We start from the raw sequence: 16,140 nt of genomic DNA on the forward strand, positions 1-16,140 counted from the left end.
ATTCTTTCAAATATCGGAGTTAATCATTGATTTTTCGGGGTGAATGCACTTTCATGATAGGTGAGAGTTTGTTGATTTGATAGGTGGTTGTCGTGGTTCTCGCTTTCGTCAACGTGTGGCGTGAAGACCTGGGTTTCAATATTTGATGGAAAAGTCGTAATTCCGAAAAATTTCTCAGAGCAAGAAAATTTTTCGTAACGATCGTGTCGATGGACTCAATACCTTCCTGAGGAGCAAAGGATATTTGCTTCCATACCCAGAGAATCGTAAGATTCGCTGAAATTAAAGACCTACCTAAACTGCGCTCAAAGCTGAAAGACTGATTGTTCAGCTTTGCTCCCTCATTTTTTGCTTTGCGTGCAAAGCAGCCCTCCCAAGGAGAATTTGATGCCGATGACACCATCACGTCGTGACTTCCTACACGTCGGTTTTTTGGGCGGTTTGGGTTTGACTTTGCCGCAGTTCTTGCGGATGCGTCAGGCTCAGGCGGACCAGAAGTTTTATGAGTCTAAAGAAGGTACCGCGAAAGGCGTGATCTTCATTTATCTCCCTGGTGGTTGTGCACACCAGGAAACCTGGGATCCGAAGCCGTTTGCACCGCTGGAATATCGCGGGCCGCTCGGTCAGGTGAAGACCAATGTTGATGGCGTGTTGTTCAGTGAGCATCTCAAGAAGTCCGCAAACGTGATGGATAAAATCACCGTCTGTCGGTCGATGACGCACGGGGAAGCCGCTCACGAACGTGGTACGCATAATATGTTCACCGGTTACCGGCCAAGCCCGGCGTTGAACTTTCCCTCAATGGGAAGTGTGGTGACCCACGAGTTCGGGCCTCGTAACAATCTGCCGCAGTACGTTTGTATTCCTAACCAGCCAAACGAGTTTGCCGGCACGGGATACTTGAGTTCTTCGTTCGCACCGTTCAGTTTGGGTTCGGACCCTGCGAGCGGTAACTTCCAGGTGCGAGACTTGCAGTTGCCTGGGGGCGTCGATGATTCTCGATTCGCACGTCGTCGAAATGTGCTCGATGCTGTCAACGAGCATTTCCGGTTGAAAGAAAAGTCGGACTCGCTCGATGCAGTCGACACGTTCTACCAACGAGCATACGCAATGGTTTCCAGCCAGCAAGCTCGGGAAGCATTTGATATCAATAAAGAAGACGGCAAACTCCGCGACGCCTATGGTCGGAATACGGCCGGGGCACGGATGTTGTTGGCTCGTCGGTTGGTTGAGGCTGGAAGTCGCTTCGTGACCCTGACCTATGGTGGTTGGGATATGCACGACAATATTAAAGGTGGTATTGAACGTCAGGTTCCAGAGTTCGACCAAGCCTTCTCCGCTTTGATTACGGACCTTGATAACCGCGGAATGCTGGACGAAACGCTCGTCTGCGTTGCCAGTGAATTCGGCCGGACGCCGAAGATCAACGCAACCGCCGGTCGGGATCACTGGCCGAAAGTGTTCTCGATCGTCATGGCCGGTGGCGGTATTAAACGCGGGACGATTTACGGTTCCTCGAACTCCACTGCCAGTGAACCAGAAGATAATCCGTTGACAGTGGTCGACTGGGCCACCACGATGTATCACTGTTTGGGTATTACGGCGGACAAGGAGTTGATGGCTCCTGGTGACCGTCCGATTGAGATTGTGGACGGCGGCAAAGTTCGTCGTGAACTTCTCGCCTAAACTTGCCAAGCTTTTACGGCTTGGGTCGTGTTTTGATTGCGACCTAAGCCGTTTTTTCCAATATGCTGTCCGGTGTCGTCTGAGTTTGTTCTTTCAAACTTGTTCTGTGCCGGAATCCTGCCGATTTCTCTCCCCGCTCCTGCCAATGGAGGACGGTGATGCGACGATTCGCGATCGCTTCCCTGCTGATGCTGTTTGTTCCTGCTCTGTTGCCGGCTGCTTCTCCCGCGCTCTCGATCATTACACCACGTGGCGTGCAGCGAGGCAGCGAAGCCGTCTTGCGTTTCAGCGGTCGACGGCTGGATGACGCTGCTGAGATTTTCTTCTATCGGCCTGGTTTGTCGGTGAAAGAAATCAAACCGGTCAATGAGAATACGATCGACGTCACTGTGACAGTCGCTCCAGACTGCCGATTGGGCGAGCACGTCGCTCAGGTGCGGACCAAAAGCGGGATTTCCGAGTACCGGACGTTCTTCGTTGGGCCATTTCCGGAAGTTGCGGAAAAGGAGCCTAATAGCGAATTCGAAACGCCACAAGTCGTCGAAGCTGGCGTGACAGTCGCTGGAGTGGTCGCTTCGGAAGACGTTGATTACTACGCGATCCAAGCGAAGAAGGGCCAAAGGATCTCTGTCGAGATTGAAGCGATGCGATTGGGCACAACGTTCTTTGATCCGTATGTGGCCATCCTCGATTCCAAACGATTCGAACTGGCAACCGGGGACGATACTCCATTGGTCTTCCAAGACGCAGTGGCATCCGCGGTGGCTCCTGAGGACGGACAGTATATTATTGAAGTCCGTGAAAGTGCCTACGGCGGCAACAACAATTGTCGTTACCGCGTCCACATTGGTCACTTCCCGCGACCACTCGCAGTTTATCCGGCTGGGGGTAAACTGGGTGAGCAGACCAATGTAACATTCCTTGGCGATCCCGCCGGTGATTTCGAGCAACAGTTCACGCTGCCAAGCGAAGTTCAGGACGATTTTGGTTTGCTGCCGCAGCAGGACGACCAAGTCGCACCGTCCGAAAATCCTTTCCGTCTCAGTTCGCACGGAAATGTGCTCGAAGCCGAGCCCAATAACGATTTCATCACCGCGACACCTGGTGAACTGCCGTTGGCATTTAACGGGATCATTCAAGAAAGCGGAGACTACGACTACTTCCGCTTCACCGCCAAGAAGGGGCAAACGTTTGAGGTGGAGTGTTACGCCCGCCGAATTCGCTCTCCGCTCGATCCCGTGATGCATGTTTTTCAGATCATCAACGACGGCAAGAGCCTGAAGACGATCACAGGCAACGACGACTCTCGCGGGCCTGATAGTTATTTCCGCTTCACAGTTCCGGAAGACGGGGAATACGCGGTTCGCGTGTATGATCACTTGCTTCGAGGGGGACCGAACTTCGTCTATCGTGTGGAATTCCAAGACATCGAAAGAACGGTCAAAGTCAGTATACCCCAAGTCGCTCGTTATTCCCAGTATCGACAGACGATCTTCATCCCGCGGGGTAATCGTTTTGCAACGACATTTTCGTTTGGTCGGCAAAACTTTGGGGGCGACTTGTCGTTCGATCCGCAAGGCTTGCCTGAAGGTGTTCAACTCCATACGCAGAATGTGCCTTCCAATATGAACTCATGGCCGGTTGTGTTCGAGGCGGCCGCGGATGCACCGATCGCAGGTGGCTTGGTGGATTTTCAGGTACATCATGTGGACCCCAATCAGAACATCACGGGGCGGTTTTCGAATCAAGCGGATCTCATCGTGGCCAACCCGGGACAGTCTCGGTTCTGGACCCGCGATGTGAATCGACTGGCGTTTGCAGTGGTTGACGAAGTTCCCTTCAAATTGGAAATCGTCCAACCCAAAACGCCGCTCGTGCAGAATGGCACGATGAATCTCAAAATCGTCGCCCACAAAAAAGAGGGTTGGGACGAAGACATCACGATGGAGTTCCCGTTCCGTCCTCCGGGCATCGGCACCAACAGCCGGATGAAGTTGCCGAAAGGTCAGACAGAATTGATCTACCCGCTCAATGCGAATGGCAACGCTGCTGTTGGTAAGTGGCCGATTTATGTGATCGGTCAGGGAGAGAATAAAGGGGCGTCTTGGGTGGCATCGCAACTGGCTGAGCTGGAAGTCGCTGCACCATTCGTGAAATTCGCTCTCCAGCGAACCGCGACCGAGCAAGGCAAACCGACGGAGATCGTTGCGAAGATCGAACACGTTCAACCGTTCGAAGGCACCGCCACGGCGAAGTTGCTCGGGTTGCCGAACAAGGTTACGACCGAAGATCTGACCTTCACCAAGGATACGGAAGAACTCGTCTTCAAGGTAACGACTGATCCCACCAGTCCAGAGGGACGACACAAGAGCGTATTTGCTCAGGTCGAGGTTCCACAGGCCGGTGAGACGATTTTGCACAGGCATGTCGGGGGAACCGAACTGCGGATCGACAAACCGCTGCCACCCCCCAAAGATGAGCCGAAGCCTGAGCCCAAGAAAGAAGTCGCCAAGAAGCCAGAACCAAAGAAAGAAGCTCCTCCGAAACGCCTAAGCCGCCTGGAGCAACTCCGACTCGATGCTCAGAAACGGGCGGAAGCCGGGAAATAAATTGCTGATTGGTTTGCGATGGTATTAGCTTTCGAAAACTGCTTTGAAATTACCCTGCGTCACCAACGGACTTACGCAAGTTAGAGGGTCTCAATATTATGCGTGGATTCCTCCACATTACGACAACAGTTGTTTCGCTGCTGGCTGCGGGTGTTTCCGTTGCGGCAGAGAGTAATCTCGCCAAGCTTCATGTGTTCCCTCAGGACGTCCAGTTGACGAGCCAACGGGATCGGCAATCGTTAGTGATCCAGGCCGAGTACGCCGATGGACTGACGAAAGACGTCACCACTGAAGCCAAGTTCACTTTGGCTGACGACTCATTGACCCGCTGGGAAGACCAAACGCTTTGGCCGGTTAAGGATGGTTCCACCACCCTGTCCGTGGAATTCGCGGGGGCCAAGGTGGACATTCCAGTGAATGTCAAGAACTCCTCTGTCGAACGTCCCGTGAGTTTTCACCTCGATGTGATGCCCGTCTTCATGAAGGCAGGCTGCAACATGGGGTCTTGTCACGGAGCCGCTCGTGGGAAAGATGGTTTTCGCCTGTCTCTATTCGGGTTTGATCCGGTCGGTGATCACTTCCGATTGACTCGGGAATACGCCGGTCGTCGGATCAACTTGGCGTTGCCGGAGGAAAGTCTTCTGGTAACGAAGTCGACGGGTGCGGTCCCTCATACCGGCGGAAAGCGGTTTGGTGCCGATACGGAACTCAACGAAACTCTCCTCCGATGGCTTCGTGGCGGAGCCCAACTCGATCAGGGCGAGATTCCCACCGTCGTGTCACTCGAATTGAATCCGCCATCGGCCGTGCTCGATGGCGAAGGCACGACTCAGAAGCTGACCGTGCGAGCCAAGTACAGCGATGGGACAGACCGTGATGTTACTCACCTGGCCTACTTCAGTTCGAACAATGATAACTCGGCTGAAGTTTCGCAAACCGGTGTCGTCACGGCCCACGCTCGTGGCGAATCGTTCATCATGGCCCGATTCGATACCCACACCGTAGGGTCACATTTCATTACGTTGCCGAAAGGTTTGGAGTTCGCATGGGCGAACCCAGCCGAGAACAACTACGTCGATCAACTGATCAATCAGAAGTTGCGGAAACTGCGGATCAACCCCTCGGAGTTGTGCACCGATGAAGAGTTTCTGCGACGAGCCCATTTAGACATCATCGGTGTGCCTCCGACTACCGAAGAGTATCACGCCTTCCTGAACAACCCTGCGCCTGATCGCCGAGAGCAACTGGTTGATCAATTGCTCAACCGCAAAGAATTTGTCGAGCTTTGGGTGATGAAATGGGCCGAGCTCCTGCAGGTTCGCACGGTGCAGAATCGTGTCGACTACAAGTCAATGCTGCGGTATTACAACTGGCTGCAAGAACGCGTCCAAAACGAAATGCCGATGGATCAGATGGTTCAAGAGCTGCTCGGAGCTAACGGCGGAACGTTCGCGAATGCAGCGACGAACTACTATCAAGCTGAACGCGATACTTTGAAGACTGCGGAAAACGTGGCTCAAGTATTTATGGGGATGCGAATCCAGTGTGCCCAGTGCCATAACCACCCGTTCGACCGGTGGACTATGGACGACTACTACAGTTTTTCGGCCTTCTTCTCTCAAATTGGCCGGAAACGAGGCGAAGACCCTCGCGAAACGATCGTGTACAACCAAGGGAGCGGAGAGGTCAAGCATCCGGTGACGAACCAGAACATGGCTCCCAAATTCCTTGGCGGTGCAGTCCCAGATGTGAAGGGGAAAGACCGACGAGAAGTGCTCGCCAAATGGTTGGCCTCACCGGATAATCCCTACTTCGCGAAGAATTTGGCCAACATCGTATGGGCTCACTTCTTCGGGCGTGGAATTATCGATCAGGTAGACGATGTGCGAATCTCGAATCCGGCGGTCAATCAGGAACTGTTGGACGAACTCGGTCAGAAGTTTACCGAATACAATTACGACTTCAAAAAGCTGGTTCGTGACATTTGTACCTCGCGGACTTACCAGTTGTCGACTGCCACCAATGAAACCAATGCCAGCGATTTGACGAACTTTTCGCATGCCAGTTTGCGACGAATTCGCAGTGAGGTGATGCTCGACTCGATTTCGCAAATCACCGAGACCAAGAACAAGTTTCAAGGTTTGCCACTTGGTGCGAGAGCTGTTCAAATTGCCAACGGAAATACCAGCACCTACTTCCTGACGACATTCGGACGGGCGAAACGCGAAACCGTTTGTTCTTGCGAAGTTTCGATTGAACCGAACCTTTCGCAAGCTTTGCACATGCTCAATGGCGACACCGTCAACAGCAAGATTCAGCAAGGTAAAGTCGTTGCCAATATGCTTGCAGATGGCAAGACGCCCGAAGATGTGCTGAAAGAGCTTTACATTCGCACGCTCTGTCGAGAGCCGAATGAGAAAGAAACGGCCGCTGTGATGCAGCTTGTCGCGGCGGATGCCAAGAATACGCAGCAAGTGTTGGAGGATGTGTTCTGGGCGTTGTTGAATTCACGCGAGTTCTTGTTCAATCACTGATACTTCGTTCGCAATCTAGAAATTGCCGAGTCTCGATTGTCGTGTAACTCGGGTCTGAAATTACGGGAGAAGATTGAATGCGTTTCGCTTTGAGTTACCTTGTCGTTTTGATGCTCGCTGCCAGTGTGTCCGCAGCCGAGGAGAAAAGCGGTGAGAAAGTGACTTACGAAGATCATGTGAAACCGATTTTTCGGCAACACTGCTTCAACTGTCACAACACGGATCGCAAAGTAGGTGGTCTCGATCTCACCAGTTACATCAGCATGATGCAGGGGGGCAGTTCGGGAACTGCGGTGGAACCTGGTGACTCGTCGAGCAGCTACCTCTTTATGCTCGTTAATCACGACTCCGAACCCACGATGCCTCCCAACCAGGAGAAGATCGAGGCTGCGAAGATCGACACACTTCGCAAGTGGATCGACGGAGGTGCTCTCGAAAACAGCGGCAGCAAACCCATCGCTCGGAAGAAGAAGGTCGAAGTGGAATTGATGAGCGTGTCCATCGGCAAGCCCGAAGGTCCGCCACCAATGCCCGAAAAGCTCGTTCTCGAGCCCTTCGTTCACACCGAACACACCACGGCTGTTACGGCATTGGCTACGAATCCGTGGTCGACGCTAGTGGCCGTTGGTGGGCCGAAGCAGGTGGTATTGTACGATGCCAATACCTGTGCCTTAGTCGGTATTCTGCCGTTTCCTGAGGGCGAACCGAAAGTTTTGAAGTTCAGCCGTAATGGAGGACTGCTTCTCGCCGGAGGTGGGAAAGGGTCTTACAGTGGAAAAGTCGTTCTCTGGAATGTGCGTACTGGCGAACGTGTCATCGAGGTTGGTGACGAACTGGACTCGGTGTTGGCCGCGGATATCAGTGCTGATCACTCCATGGTGGCTTTAGGCGGGCCGCAACGGATTGTACGGGTTTACTCCACACAAGACGGTTCCCTCAAATACGAATTGACGAAACACACCGACTGGGTGACGTCTCTTGCGTTCAGCCCTGATGGTGTGTTGCTGGCAACCGGCGATCGGAATGGAGGCGTGTTCGCATGGGAAGCCATGACCGGACGCGAATACCTGGGGCTAACCGGTCACAAGGGTTGTATCACCGGAATCGCATGGCGGGCCGATTCGAATATCGTCGCCACCGCGAGTGAAGATGGGCAAATCCGTTTGTGGGAACTCATGGACGGAAAAAATACAAAGACGTGGACTGCGCATGGCGGAGGTGTGCAATCTGTCGAGTTCTGCCGCGATGGTCAGTTGGTGAGTGCAGGACGCGACAAAGTTGCCAAGCTTTGGGATCAGAACGGCCAACAACTTCGTGCGTTCCCAGCATTCAGCGATATTGCCTTGTCTGTTACTTACAGTGACGACGCGAAACGGGTAATTGCGGGTGACTGGACCGGCCAAGTGAAGGTTTGGACCGCCGAGAACGGGCAGGAAGTGGGCCAACTAACGGCTAATCCTCCGACGCTCGAGCAGCGATTGCAAACCGCTCAGGCAGCGTTGGAGACGAGTAAGTCCGAGGCTGAGAAACTGGAAGCTGTTGCGAAAGCGGCTGAAGCTGAAGTGGCCAAAATCCAAGCAGCTCAAGCGGCCGCACAGAAAATGGCGACCGAAATGCAGGCGAAGATCGATGCTTCCACCAAAGCCGCGACCGAGTTGAAGGCGGCGATGGCGGCAATGAAACAGCAAATCGACAATGCTAATAAGACAGCGACCGATTTGCAGCCGATTATCACCCCGTTGACGGAGTCAGTCGCGAAAGCGGATGAAGCCGCAAAGAAAGTCCCTGAGGACAAAGAACTTGCCTCGGCATTAGCGGCTCTGAAGACTCAGTTGGACAAGAAAAACGCCGCGATGGCAGCAGCCAAGAAAGTGGCAGCCGATCAGACCGCTGCCATGCAAAAAGCGACGACTGACGAAGCAGCCGTTACAAAGGCCGTGCAAGAAGCAACTACGGCCCTTGCCAATTCGAAGAAGACATTGGAGGACCTCGGTAAGCAACTGCCACCGTTGGTTAAGAAAGCGCAAGAGTCCCGCGCAGCAGCGGATGCGGCAACTAAGACGCTTAGCGACGCGACCAACGAGGTCACGCGTTGGCAAATTGAGATTCAATTCCGCGACGAACGTAAGAAGTTGGCGGAAGCGAAAACCAAGGCTGATGAAGCTGTCGCTGTCAGCGAGCAAGCGACCGCCGAGTTGCAGCAGTTCGAGGCGGAACTCGCAACCGCTCAGAAGAGCATTGCCGAAACGAAAAAGGCCGTCGCCACGACGGAAGCTGCCATCACGGCTCACAAGAAAGTCGTCGCAGATACGTCGGCCACTTTGGGCACAGCCAAGACTTCCGTCGACCAGCTAACGGAGATTGTAAAGTCAACGCAAGCCACAGCGGCGTCTGCAGCGGAAACGTTGAAGACATCGCCTGAAGATGCTGGACTGAAGGAACTACTGGCGAAAGCGAACGCAGTTCACGATGCGAAGCAGAAAGAACTCGAAGCTGCCAAACAGAACTTGGTTCAGGTCGAGGCGGCAGTCAAAAAAGCCCAGGCCGATGTGCAAGCATCTGAAGCTCAGTTGAAAACCCTTGTCGCGACGGTTACGGAACAAGAAAAGGCTGTTGTTGGGGCCACTGCCAAGGTGGAAACCGCCAAAGGCAAAGCGAGTGCGGCAAAGTCAGCCGCCGAACAAGCCCAAGCGACAGTTCAGGCATTACAAAAGACAGTGGATGCTTTGATCCAAAAGGTCGCACCTCGATCAGAAGTCGCTGCCGCGAAATAGTTGTCACCGGCAACAAAGAAGCAGCAAAATTTTTGAACGCTCTGGATCATCTGATTCAGAGCGTTTTCTTATTCCTGGCGATCTTGATCACGCGCGATGTCTTGTCGCACATCGGTAATACGCGATTTGGGAATCCAGCCGTGGTCAGCAGCATGGATCGCCGCGGCTTCCGTATCGGGGACTAGTTCCATCTCCACCCCGGCAGCTCGCAACTCTTCGCGAACTTTCAGTACACTCTCTCGCGTCTTCTCGGCGACATCTCGAATGTAAACCGCAAGCACTCGACCAGGGAAATCTCGCACAACCTTGCGGTACAAGTATGGGTCCTGCTGCCCTGAGTCGCCAATCAGGATGAAGGGAAGTTCGGGACAACTTGCGAAGATTCGCTCGATCTTCTCCAGTTTGTGTTCATGACCCGAACGAATGAAGTTTTCCTTGTTGCCGCCGAGGTCTCTCAGCAAAATCGGCCCTTTCGGCAACTCGTGGATTTCCATGAACTCAGCAAGCATATCGAAAAGATTCCATGCTGAACTCGAAACATAGAACACCGGATTCTGCTGGGTCTCGCAGTGCCCGCGTTGTAGAGCGCGATAGAACGCACTCACGCCTTCAAACGGGACTCGTGTTCTGGCGTTGTGAGTAAATGTCAACCATGCCAGTCGCAGCAAGTCGGTGGCATGCGATTGCATGATTGTATCGTCGATATCGCTAATCACCCCGAACCGGCTGTCGCCGCGTGGTATCAGGATCGGAAGCGCGTCTTGTGCAGAGCGTAGTTCGGTGCTCGAGTTTAACTCGTCACCTTGAGCGGCCGGCACGATACGGACTGCTGCGGAATGCCATAGTCGATCCGTGGGGGTCTCGGCGGGAGTGGGCAGAGTGCAACGGAAGTAGCCCGCTTCGTCGGTGCTCGCGGATCGCTCGATCCCCTCGAACTCGATGGTGATTGTTGCCTGCGAGATCTGTGTCCGAGTGAATCGTCGAAACATCGCCCTCGCATTCTTCCACCAAGAATCACCGACGTGAGATTCCGTGAATGGTTTGTGCTCGACGAGTCTCCCCATCACTTGGATCTGCTCGACGTTTCCGAACCCACGATACCCGATGATTTCGGGCGTCACCGGTTTGCGGGTCCTCCAGCGACGAAACCACCGGGAGAGCGTCTGACTGAGACGATGTGCAAGCCACAACAATCGTCGCGACAGATGAAGATTACGTGTCGGCATCGCCGATCGCCTCGTGTTTCAACTGGACAACCGGTTACCGGTCATCTGCGTCTGCATACTTTCCTGAGTTCCCAGCATCCGCTTGGAAAGCGACCGTCGTGATGGAACTGCCAATAGTTCGTATCCCCTGGGAGGGCCAGTCGGTCGGGAGTTGGATTGCGGGAGATCAGCATCGTAATCGAATCTCACAATGAAAAACACGGTCGAGGACGACAGAAAATATCTCGGAACGTGAGAAAGCGAAAAATGGAATGTACACACATTGAACGTGTTTAGTTAAATTGGGGAAACTTGAGAAATTGGACGGAAAGCGTTTGCCACAGCGTTCGCTACACCGTTATATTCTCACTAAGCTTCGTATTACAGACGGGCCGTCTAGAAAGCCTATCTTAACTATACGAGCTAAGTTTCGCGACTCGGTGGCCGTGGGGACGGTCACCATTCTTCTCCCGTCCGGGAGATTCAATCCATATCCGTCGAGTTCGAGGAGGAGTGCATGGGGTGAGAGCAAGCTTCCAAGATTACGGCCCGTTTCCATCAGAAAACAACAATCACTTATTGTGGGTCTTATGTTTAGTATCCACATCTCAAGAGCGACTGCGAAGAGGAGCAAGAGCGGAATGTTAACGAAATGTCTGTCCACTGTGGCTGCAACTTTTGCTATGGTTGCTTCAGCTTATGCTGGTCACTGCGGCGGTGGTGATGATGCTTGTGCATCGCACTGCACGACTGCAGCCAGCTGTATGCCAGCCAGCTGCGCCCCTTCCTACTGTTCGGTCGAAAAAACCGTAATGGTTCCGGAATGGGGTTATGAAACCCGCACGGTGACAACCACCGAGTACCAAAAAGAAGCACGTACGCGGACCTACACGGTCTGCAAACAAGTTCCGGTGACGACCCAAAAGGAAGTCAAGTACACCGTCCACGAGAAAGAGTGGAAGACCAAGGAAGAAACCTACTACGTCAGCGAGCCGGTTTGGTCTGAAAAGGAAGTCGAATACACCGTTCACGAAACGGTTCAAGAAGAAAAGACCGGCACCAAAAAAGTTTGCAAACAAGTTTGGGAAGACAAAGAAGTCTCCTACACGGTTCACGAGCAAGTCTCGGAAGAAAAAACCGGAACCAAAAAGGTTTGCAAACAAGTTTGGGAAGAAAAAGAAGTTCCTTACACCGTCTATGAAACGGTTACGGAAGAAAAAACCGGCACCAAGAAAGTTTGCAAGCCGGTAACGAAGCAAAAAGAAGTTTCCTACACCGTCTATGAAACGGTTCAGGAAGAAAAGACTGGCACGAAAAAGGTCTGCAATACCGTTGCAGAGCAAAAAGAAGTCAGCTACCAAGTCTGCGTTCCTTACACGGAAACCATGACCGGTAGCCGCACGGTTTCGAAATGCGTGCCTGTTCAAACGATGAAAGAAGTTTGCGTCCAAGGCGGTCACTACGAAACCGTCTGCAAACCAGTTGCTCCCGCTTGCGGCGGCTGCAACACTGGTTGCAACAGCTGCAATAGCGGTTGCACCACGACCTGCAAAGTGTGGGTCCCAACTGTCGAACGTAAAATGGTTCCAGTGACCACCTACGAACGAGTTTGTGAAGAGGTTCCGTACACCTACACGGTTTCGAAATCTCGTATGGAAGATCGCACGAAGACCGTTACCGTTCACAAGAACGTTTGGTCTGAAGAGCCTTACACCTACACAGTTTGCAAACAAGTTCCTGTCACCAAAACCAAAACCGTTTCTTACACCGAGAACGTTTGGACCGAAGAGCCTTACACTTACACGGTCTGTAAACAAGTTCCTGTGACCAAGACGAAAACCGTCAAAGTCTGCAAGAACGTTTGGACGGAAGAGCCTTACAGCTACACCGTCTGCAAACTCGTTCCTGTGACCAAGACCAAAACCGTCAAAGTCTGCAAAAACGTTTGGACGGAAGAGCCTTACACCTACACTGTCTGCAAGACCGTGCCGGTGACCAAGACCAAAACCGTCAAAGTTTGCAACTACGTCAAAACCCCAAAAACGAAGACTGTTAAGTACTGCGTGACCGTCCCGGTTGAGAAAACCAAAACCGTCAACGTCACAACTTACGAAACCGTCCAAGAAGAAAAAACCGAAACCTACCACGTGTGCGTTCCGGTTCAAGTTGAGAAAGAAGTGCAGGTTAAAGTTTGTCACATGGTTCCAAAAACCGTGACTTGCTCTGTTCCGGTTAGCTCCTGCTCACCGTGCAGCTCCTGCGTTAGCGAAGAACCTGCTTGCGAGTCCTGCTCGAAGTAGTTTCCGACTGGAAAGATTCAGTGCCTCCACCCTTAACCCGACATTGGGTGGATTGAAATTGAAGTGATCGCGAAACGAAACCTCGTCATTGGCTTTGGCCGATGGCGAGGTTTTTCTTTTGGCAACGCGGTTTGTCTGACAGGACCGCTTAACACTCTGTCAGAGACTCATTCTGCTTCGTCTGGCGTCTCGGTCTCCTTGAGCCACTCGTGGAACATCAAACTCGGTTGAATGTCTTTGTTGTGCTGATACTTGCCGCTGCGATATTCGGTGAATTCTCCTTCGATCGTGTGGTAAAAGATTTGGCAGATTGGGATGTTCGGGTAGATCCGAATTGGCTGGACGGCGAACATCTCGAGTGTCCAATATCCGCAGAACCCTACGTCGCCGAACCCCGCCGTCACATGGACGAATAGTCCCAAGCGACCGATCGACGATCGCCCTTCAAGCATTGGCACGAGATTGTGCGTTTCGGTCCGTTCGACTGTTCTGCCCAGGTGCAGCACATGGGGTTGCATCACGTAACCGTCTTCGGGGATCGTCATTCGTCGATGACGATTCGGCTTCCGCATGTCGAGCACGTCTTCCTCGTAAATCAGAAGCTCATCGTGCAGACGCAGGTTGTAGCTATTGGGGTTCAGTTGCTCCTCTTGAAAGGGATCGATCTGAATATCCCTTCCGAGCCGATTGCGTATTTCTAGCCCACTTAGAATCACTGCGGAACCTCGTCGAGACGATGGAAAACGTGAAATGATGTCATCATCTCGTTTCTAGCGAAAGCGTTGTTCAGGAGCAAACCGACGACTCAAGTCGATTTCACGATCGGTCGGTGAACTCGGCATGCTACACTTGGGAAATTCGAGTGATCCGATCGAGGGGAAAACTCGTTTTCCGAGGACGTAGTCCACTGTTCGAAACTCACGAGGAGTCTTCATGGAATATCCCGACGATTGGCAAGACCAAGCACGTCGTCTTGCTGTGCCCACACTTTTTGTGGTTCTAGTGCTGTTCGTCGCCTTTTTCGGTTCGCAGTGTTTTTACACGGTTCAGGAAAACGAGCAAGCCGTGGTGTTGCGGTTTGGAAGATATCACGCCACACGCGAGCCCGGCTTTCACACCGCGTTGCCGTTTGTCGATGAGATCTTCAAGGTCAACGTCACTGAGGAACGTCGCATTCGCCTACCGATTGGCGGATCTTCCGAACGTCCGTCGAACGTTCCAGAAGAAGAAACTCTGATGCTAACGGGCGACTTGAATGCAGCTTCCGTGGAATGGACGGTGCAATGGAAAATCAAAGACCCCGAGAAAGCCTTGTTTCGATTCGCCGGCCCCGGAGGCATGGATGACGATATGTACCTCGAAGACGTCATCATCATGGCGTCGCGGACTGTCATGAACCGGCTTGTCGGTGACTATTCGATTGACGAAGTTCTCACGGAAAAGCGATCGGAAATCCGCGTTGCGGCACGCGAAGCGACGCAGAAGATTCTCGATCGTTACGAGTGTGGTGTTGCGATTACAGATTTGCAGATGCAACGGGTTCGGCCGCCGAACAAAGTTCGTCCAGCGTTCGACAAAGTCAATTCGGCGATTCAAGAGCAGGACAAACTTGAGAAAGAGGCCAACCAAGAACGCAACAAACTGATTCCGGCGGCTCAAGCCGATCGCGACAAGAAAGTGCGTGAAGCTGAAGGTTACGCGTCACGTCGCCGATCGGAAGTCGAGGGCGAAATCGAAGCGCTCCGGGCGAAATACACCGCCTATAGCAAAGCCCCGAATGTGACCCGCAAACGAATGTACTTGGATGCTATGGAAGAAGTGCTCGGAGAAGTGGACGAAAAAATTATCTTGGACAGCGACTTGAAACAGGTTTTGCCCTTGCTGCCGTTGCGTGATGGAGGTGCTCGATGAAGAATCCAAAATTTCTCGTCACGACTTCTATCGTTGCATTTTTCTTGCTGATCGTGCTCTTATCGTCTGCGTTCGTGGTGAATGAGCGTGAGTTGGCTGTCATCCTGCAGTTCGGAAAACCGGTTCGCAGCATCACAGAACCCGGTCTGTACTGGAAGGTTCCCTTTACTCAGGAAGTCCGTCGTTTGCCGAGAACATTACAGTTCTGGCAAAGTTCGGAGGATATCGTCGATCTCCCCACGGCAGACGGCAAAAAGATTGAGGTCACGGCCTGGGCACTATGGCAGATCACCGATCCTCAACGATTCGTCGAAGTATTGCGTACGGTCGACAATGGGGAGCTTGCTGTGAAAGATCGCGTGCGGGCCACCATTCGTGATGAGATCACTCGACATCAACTCACGGAAGTCGTCCGTAGCACGGATCGGGAGCTGACATATTCATTGCGGTTTGAACTGCCGGATTCGCAAATTCCGTCTGTGAACAATGCGGGCGGGGACGAGCAGTTGACGAATCCTGCGCAACCGGGAGTCGATGAACGTATCACGATCGGTCGCGAGCAAATCGTCCAGAAGATCAAGGACAATGTGAGTCGACGGCTACAAGGCGAAGAAGAGGGAGAGATTAATCGCGGAATCGCGCTGGTGGATGTGGGCATCTCGAACATTGGGTTTGTGCCAGCAGTTCGAGAAATGGCTTTCGAGCGGCTAAAAGCTTTCATGGAGTCTATCGCCGCTGGCTACTACAACGCGGGTGTGCAGCGGAAACAGGAAATCCTCAACGCGACCAATGCCGAGGTGGAACGGATTCTCGGGGAAGGCGAACGGGAAGCCCAGAAAATTCGAGGGAAGGTCGATGCGGAATTAATCACCGACTACGCGAATGCCATCGAGGAAACCGGCGACCTCTACAATTTCGAGAAGACACTCGAGGTGTATCGTAGTGCCCTCAACAAAAAGAGCCGCCTTATCCTCACGACGGATAGCGAACTGTTTCGACTGTTGAAGTCAGTGGATGATGTCGAAGTCGCTCCGAATACCTCACCAGGAGCAGATGGTCCTGACGAAGAACCGGCCGGAGACGCGACGGAATAATTGAATGCCAGATTGTGGCGATTCATG

The 16,140-nt window shown here is 52.8% G+C and carries 9 protein-coding genes; 7 read left to right on the forward strand and 2 right to left on the reverse strand.

The annotated features are described in order from the left end of the window. The first annotated feature begins 387 nt into the window (after positions 1-387). The 4 genes from AC5DDB_RS05795 to AC5DDB_RS05810 all read left to right on the forward strand — a co-directional run bounded on the left by AC5DDB_RS05795 (position 388) and on the right by AC5DDB_RS05810 (position 9,603). Positions 388-1,686, forward strand: coding sequence for a DUF1501 domain-containing protein (locus tag AC5DDB_RS05795; RefSeq protein WP_491738740.1), 1,299 nt, complete (start codon positions 388-390; stop codon positions 1,684-1,686). Positions 1,687-1,844: 158 nt separating this feature from the next. Beyond that, positions 1,845-4,295, forward strand: coding sequence for a PPC domain-containing protein (locus AC5DDB_RS05800; RefSeq protein ID WP_491738741.1), 2,451 nt, complete (start codon positions 1,845-1,847; stop codon positions 4,293-4,295). Between the two features lie 98 nt (positions 4,296-4,393). Continuing rightward, positions 4,394-6,829 carry a DUF1549 domain-containing protein gene (locus AC5DDB_RS05805; RefSeq protein WP_491738742.1) on the forward strand — a complete coding sequence of 812 codons (2,436 nt, stop codon included), beginning with the start codon at positions 4,394-4,396 and terminating at the stop codon, positions 6,827-6,829. 77 nt (positions 6,830-6,906) lie between these two features. Beyond that, positions 6,907-9,603: a c-type cytochrome domain-containing protein gene (locus tag AC5DDB_RS05810; protein WP_491738743.1), complete on the forward strand. Its 2,697-nt coding sequence runs from the start codon at positions 6,907-6,909 to the stop codon at positions 9,601-9,603. Between the two features lie 68 nt (positions 9,604-9,671). Here AC5DDB_RS05810 and AC5DDB_RS05815 read toward each other — a convergent pair whose 3' ends face one another. Continuing rightward, positions 9,672-10,829, reverse strand: a complete 1,158-nt coding sequence (locus AC5DDB_RS05815; RefSeq protein ID WP_491738744.1) for an App1 family protein phosphatidate phosphatase — start codon at positions 10,827-10,829, stop codon at positions 9,672-9,674. A 791-nt stretch (positions 10,830-11,620) separates the two neighbouring features. Between AC5DDB_RS05815 and AC5DDB_RS05820 the strand changes: the two genes are divergently transcribed. Then, complete coding sequence (locus tag AC5DDB_RS05820; RefSeq protein ID WP_491738745.1) at positions 11,621-13,108, forward strand: hypothetical protein; 1,488 nt, start codon at positions 11,621-11,623, stop codon at positions 13,106-13,108. A gap of 167 nt (positions 13,109-13,275) precedes the next feature. Here AC5DDB_RS05820 and dcd read toward each other — a convergent pair whose 3' ends face one another. Further along, positions 13,276-13,824, reverse strand: coding sequence for a dCTP deaminase (gene dcd / locus AC5DDB_RS05825; protein WP_491738746.1), 549 nt, complete (start codon positions 13,822-13,824; stop codon positions 13,276-13,278). A 217-nt stretch (positions 13,825-14,041) separates the two neighbouring features. Between dcd and hflK the strand changes: the two genes are divergently transcribed. Further along, entirely contained in the window at positions 14,042-15,019 is a 978-nt protein-coding gene (hflK, locus tag AC5DDB_RS05830) for an FtsH protease activity modulator HflK (RefSeq protein ID WP_491738747.1), read from the forward strand. Beyond that, a complete protein-coding gene (gene hflC / locus AC5DDB_RS05835; protein WP_491738748.1) occupies positions 15,016-16,113 on the forward strand; it encodes a protease modulator HflC in 1,098 nt (365 codons plus the stop codon). Before hflK ends, hflC begins: the two co-directional genes overlap by 4 nt. Positions 16,114-16,140: the final 27 nt, after the last annotated feature.

This window comes from Thalassoroseus sp. (assembly GCF_984380535.1).

Coding starts and splice junctions, on each gene's coding strand:
- AC5DDB_RS05795 (WP_491738740.1), top strand. CDS start 388: ATGCCGATGACACCATCACGTCGTGACTTCCTACACGTCGGTTTTTTG.
- AC5DDB_RS05800 (WP_491738741.1), top strand. CDS start 1,845: ATGCGACGATTCGCGATCGCTTCCCTGCTGATGCTGTTTGTTCCTGCT.
- AC5DDB_RS05805 (WP_491738742.1), top strand. CDS start 4,394: ATGCGTGGATTCCTCCACATTACGACAACAGTTGTTTCGCTGCTGGCT.
- AC5DDB_RS05810 (WP_491738743.1), top strand. CDS start 6,907: ATGCGTTTCGCTTTGAGTTACCTTGTCGTTTTGATGCTCGCTGCCAGT.
- AC5DDB_RS05815 (WP_491738744.1), bottom strand. CDS start 10,829: ATGCCGACACGTAATCTTCATCTGTCGCGACGATTGTTGTGGCTTGCA.
- AC5DDB_RS05820 (WP_491738745.1), top strand. CDS start 11,621: ATGGTTCCGGAATGGGGTTATGAAACCCGCACGGTGACAACCACCGAG.
- hflK (WP_491738747.1), top strand. CDS start 14,042: ATGGAATATCCCGACGATTGGCAAGACCAAGCACGTCGTCTTGCTGTG.
- hflC (WP_491738748.1), top strand. CDS start 15,016: ATGAAGAATCCAAAATTTCTCGTCACGACTTCTATCGTTGCATTTTTC.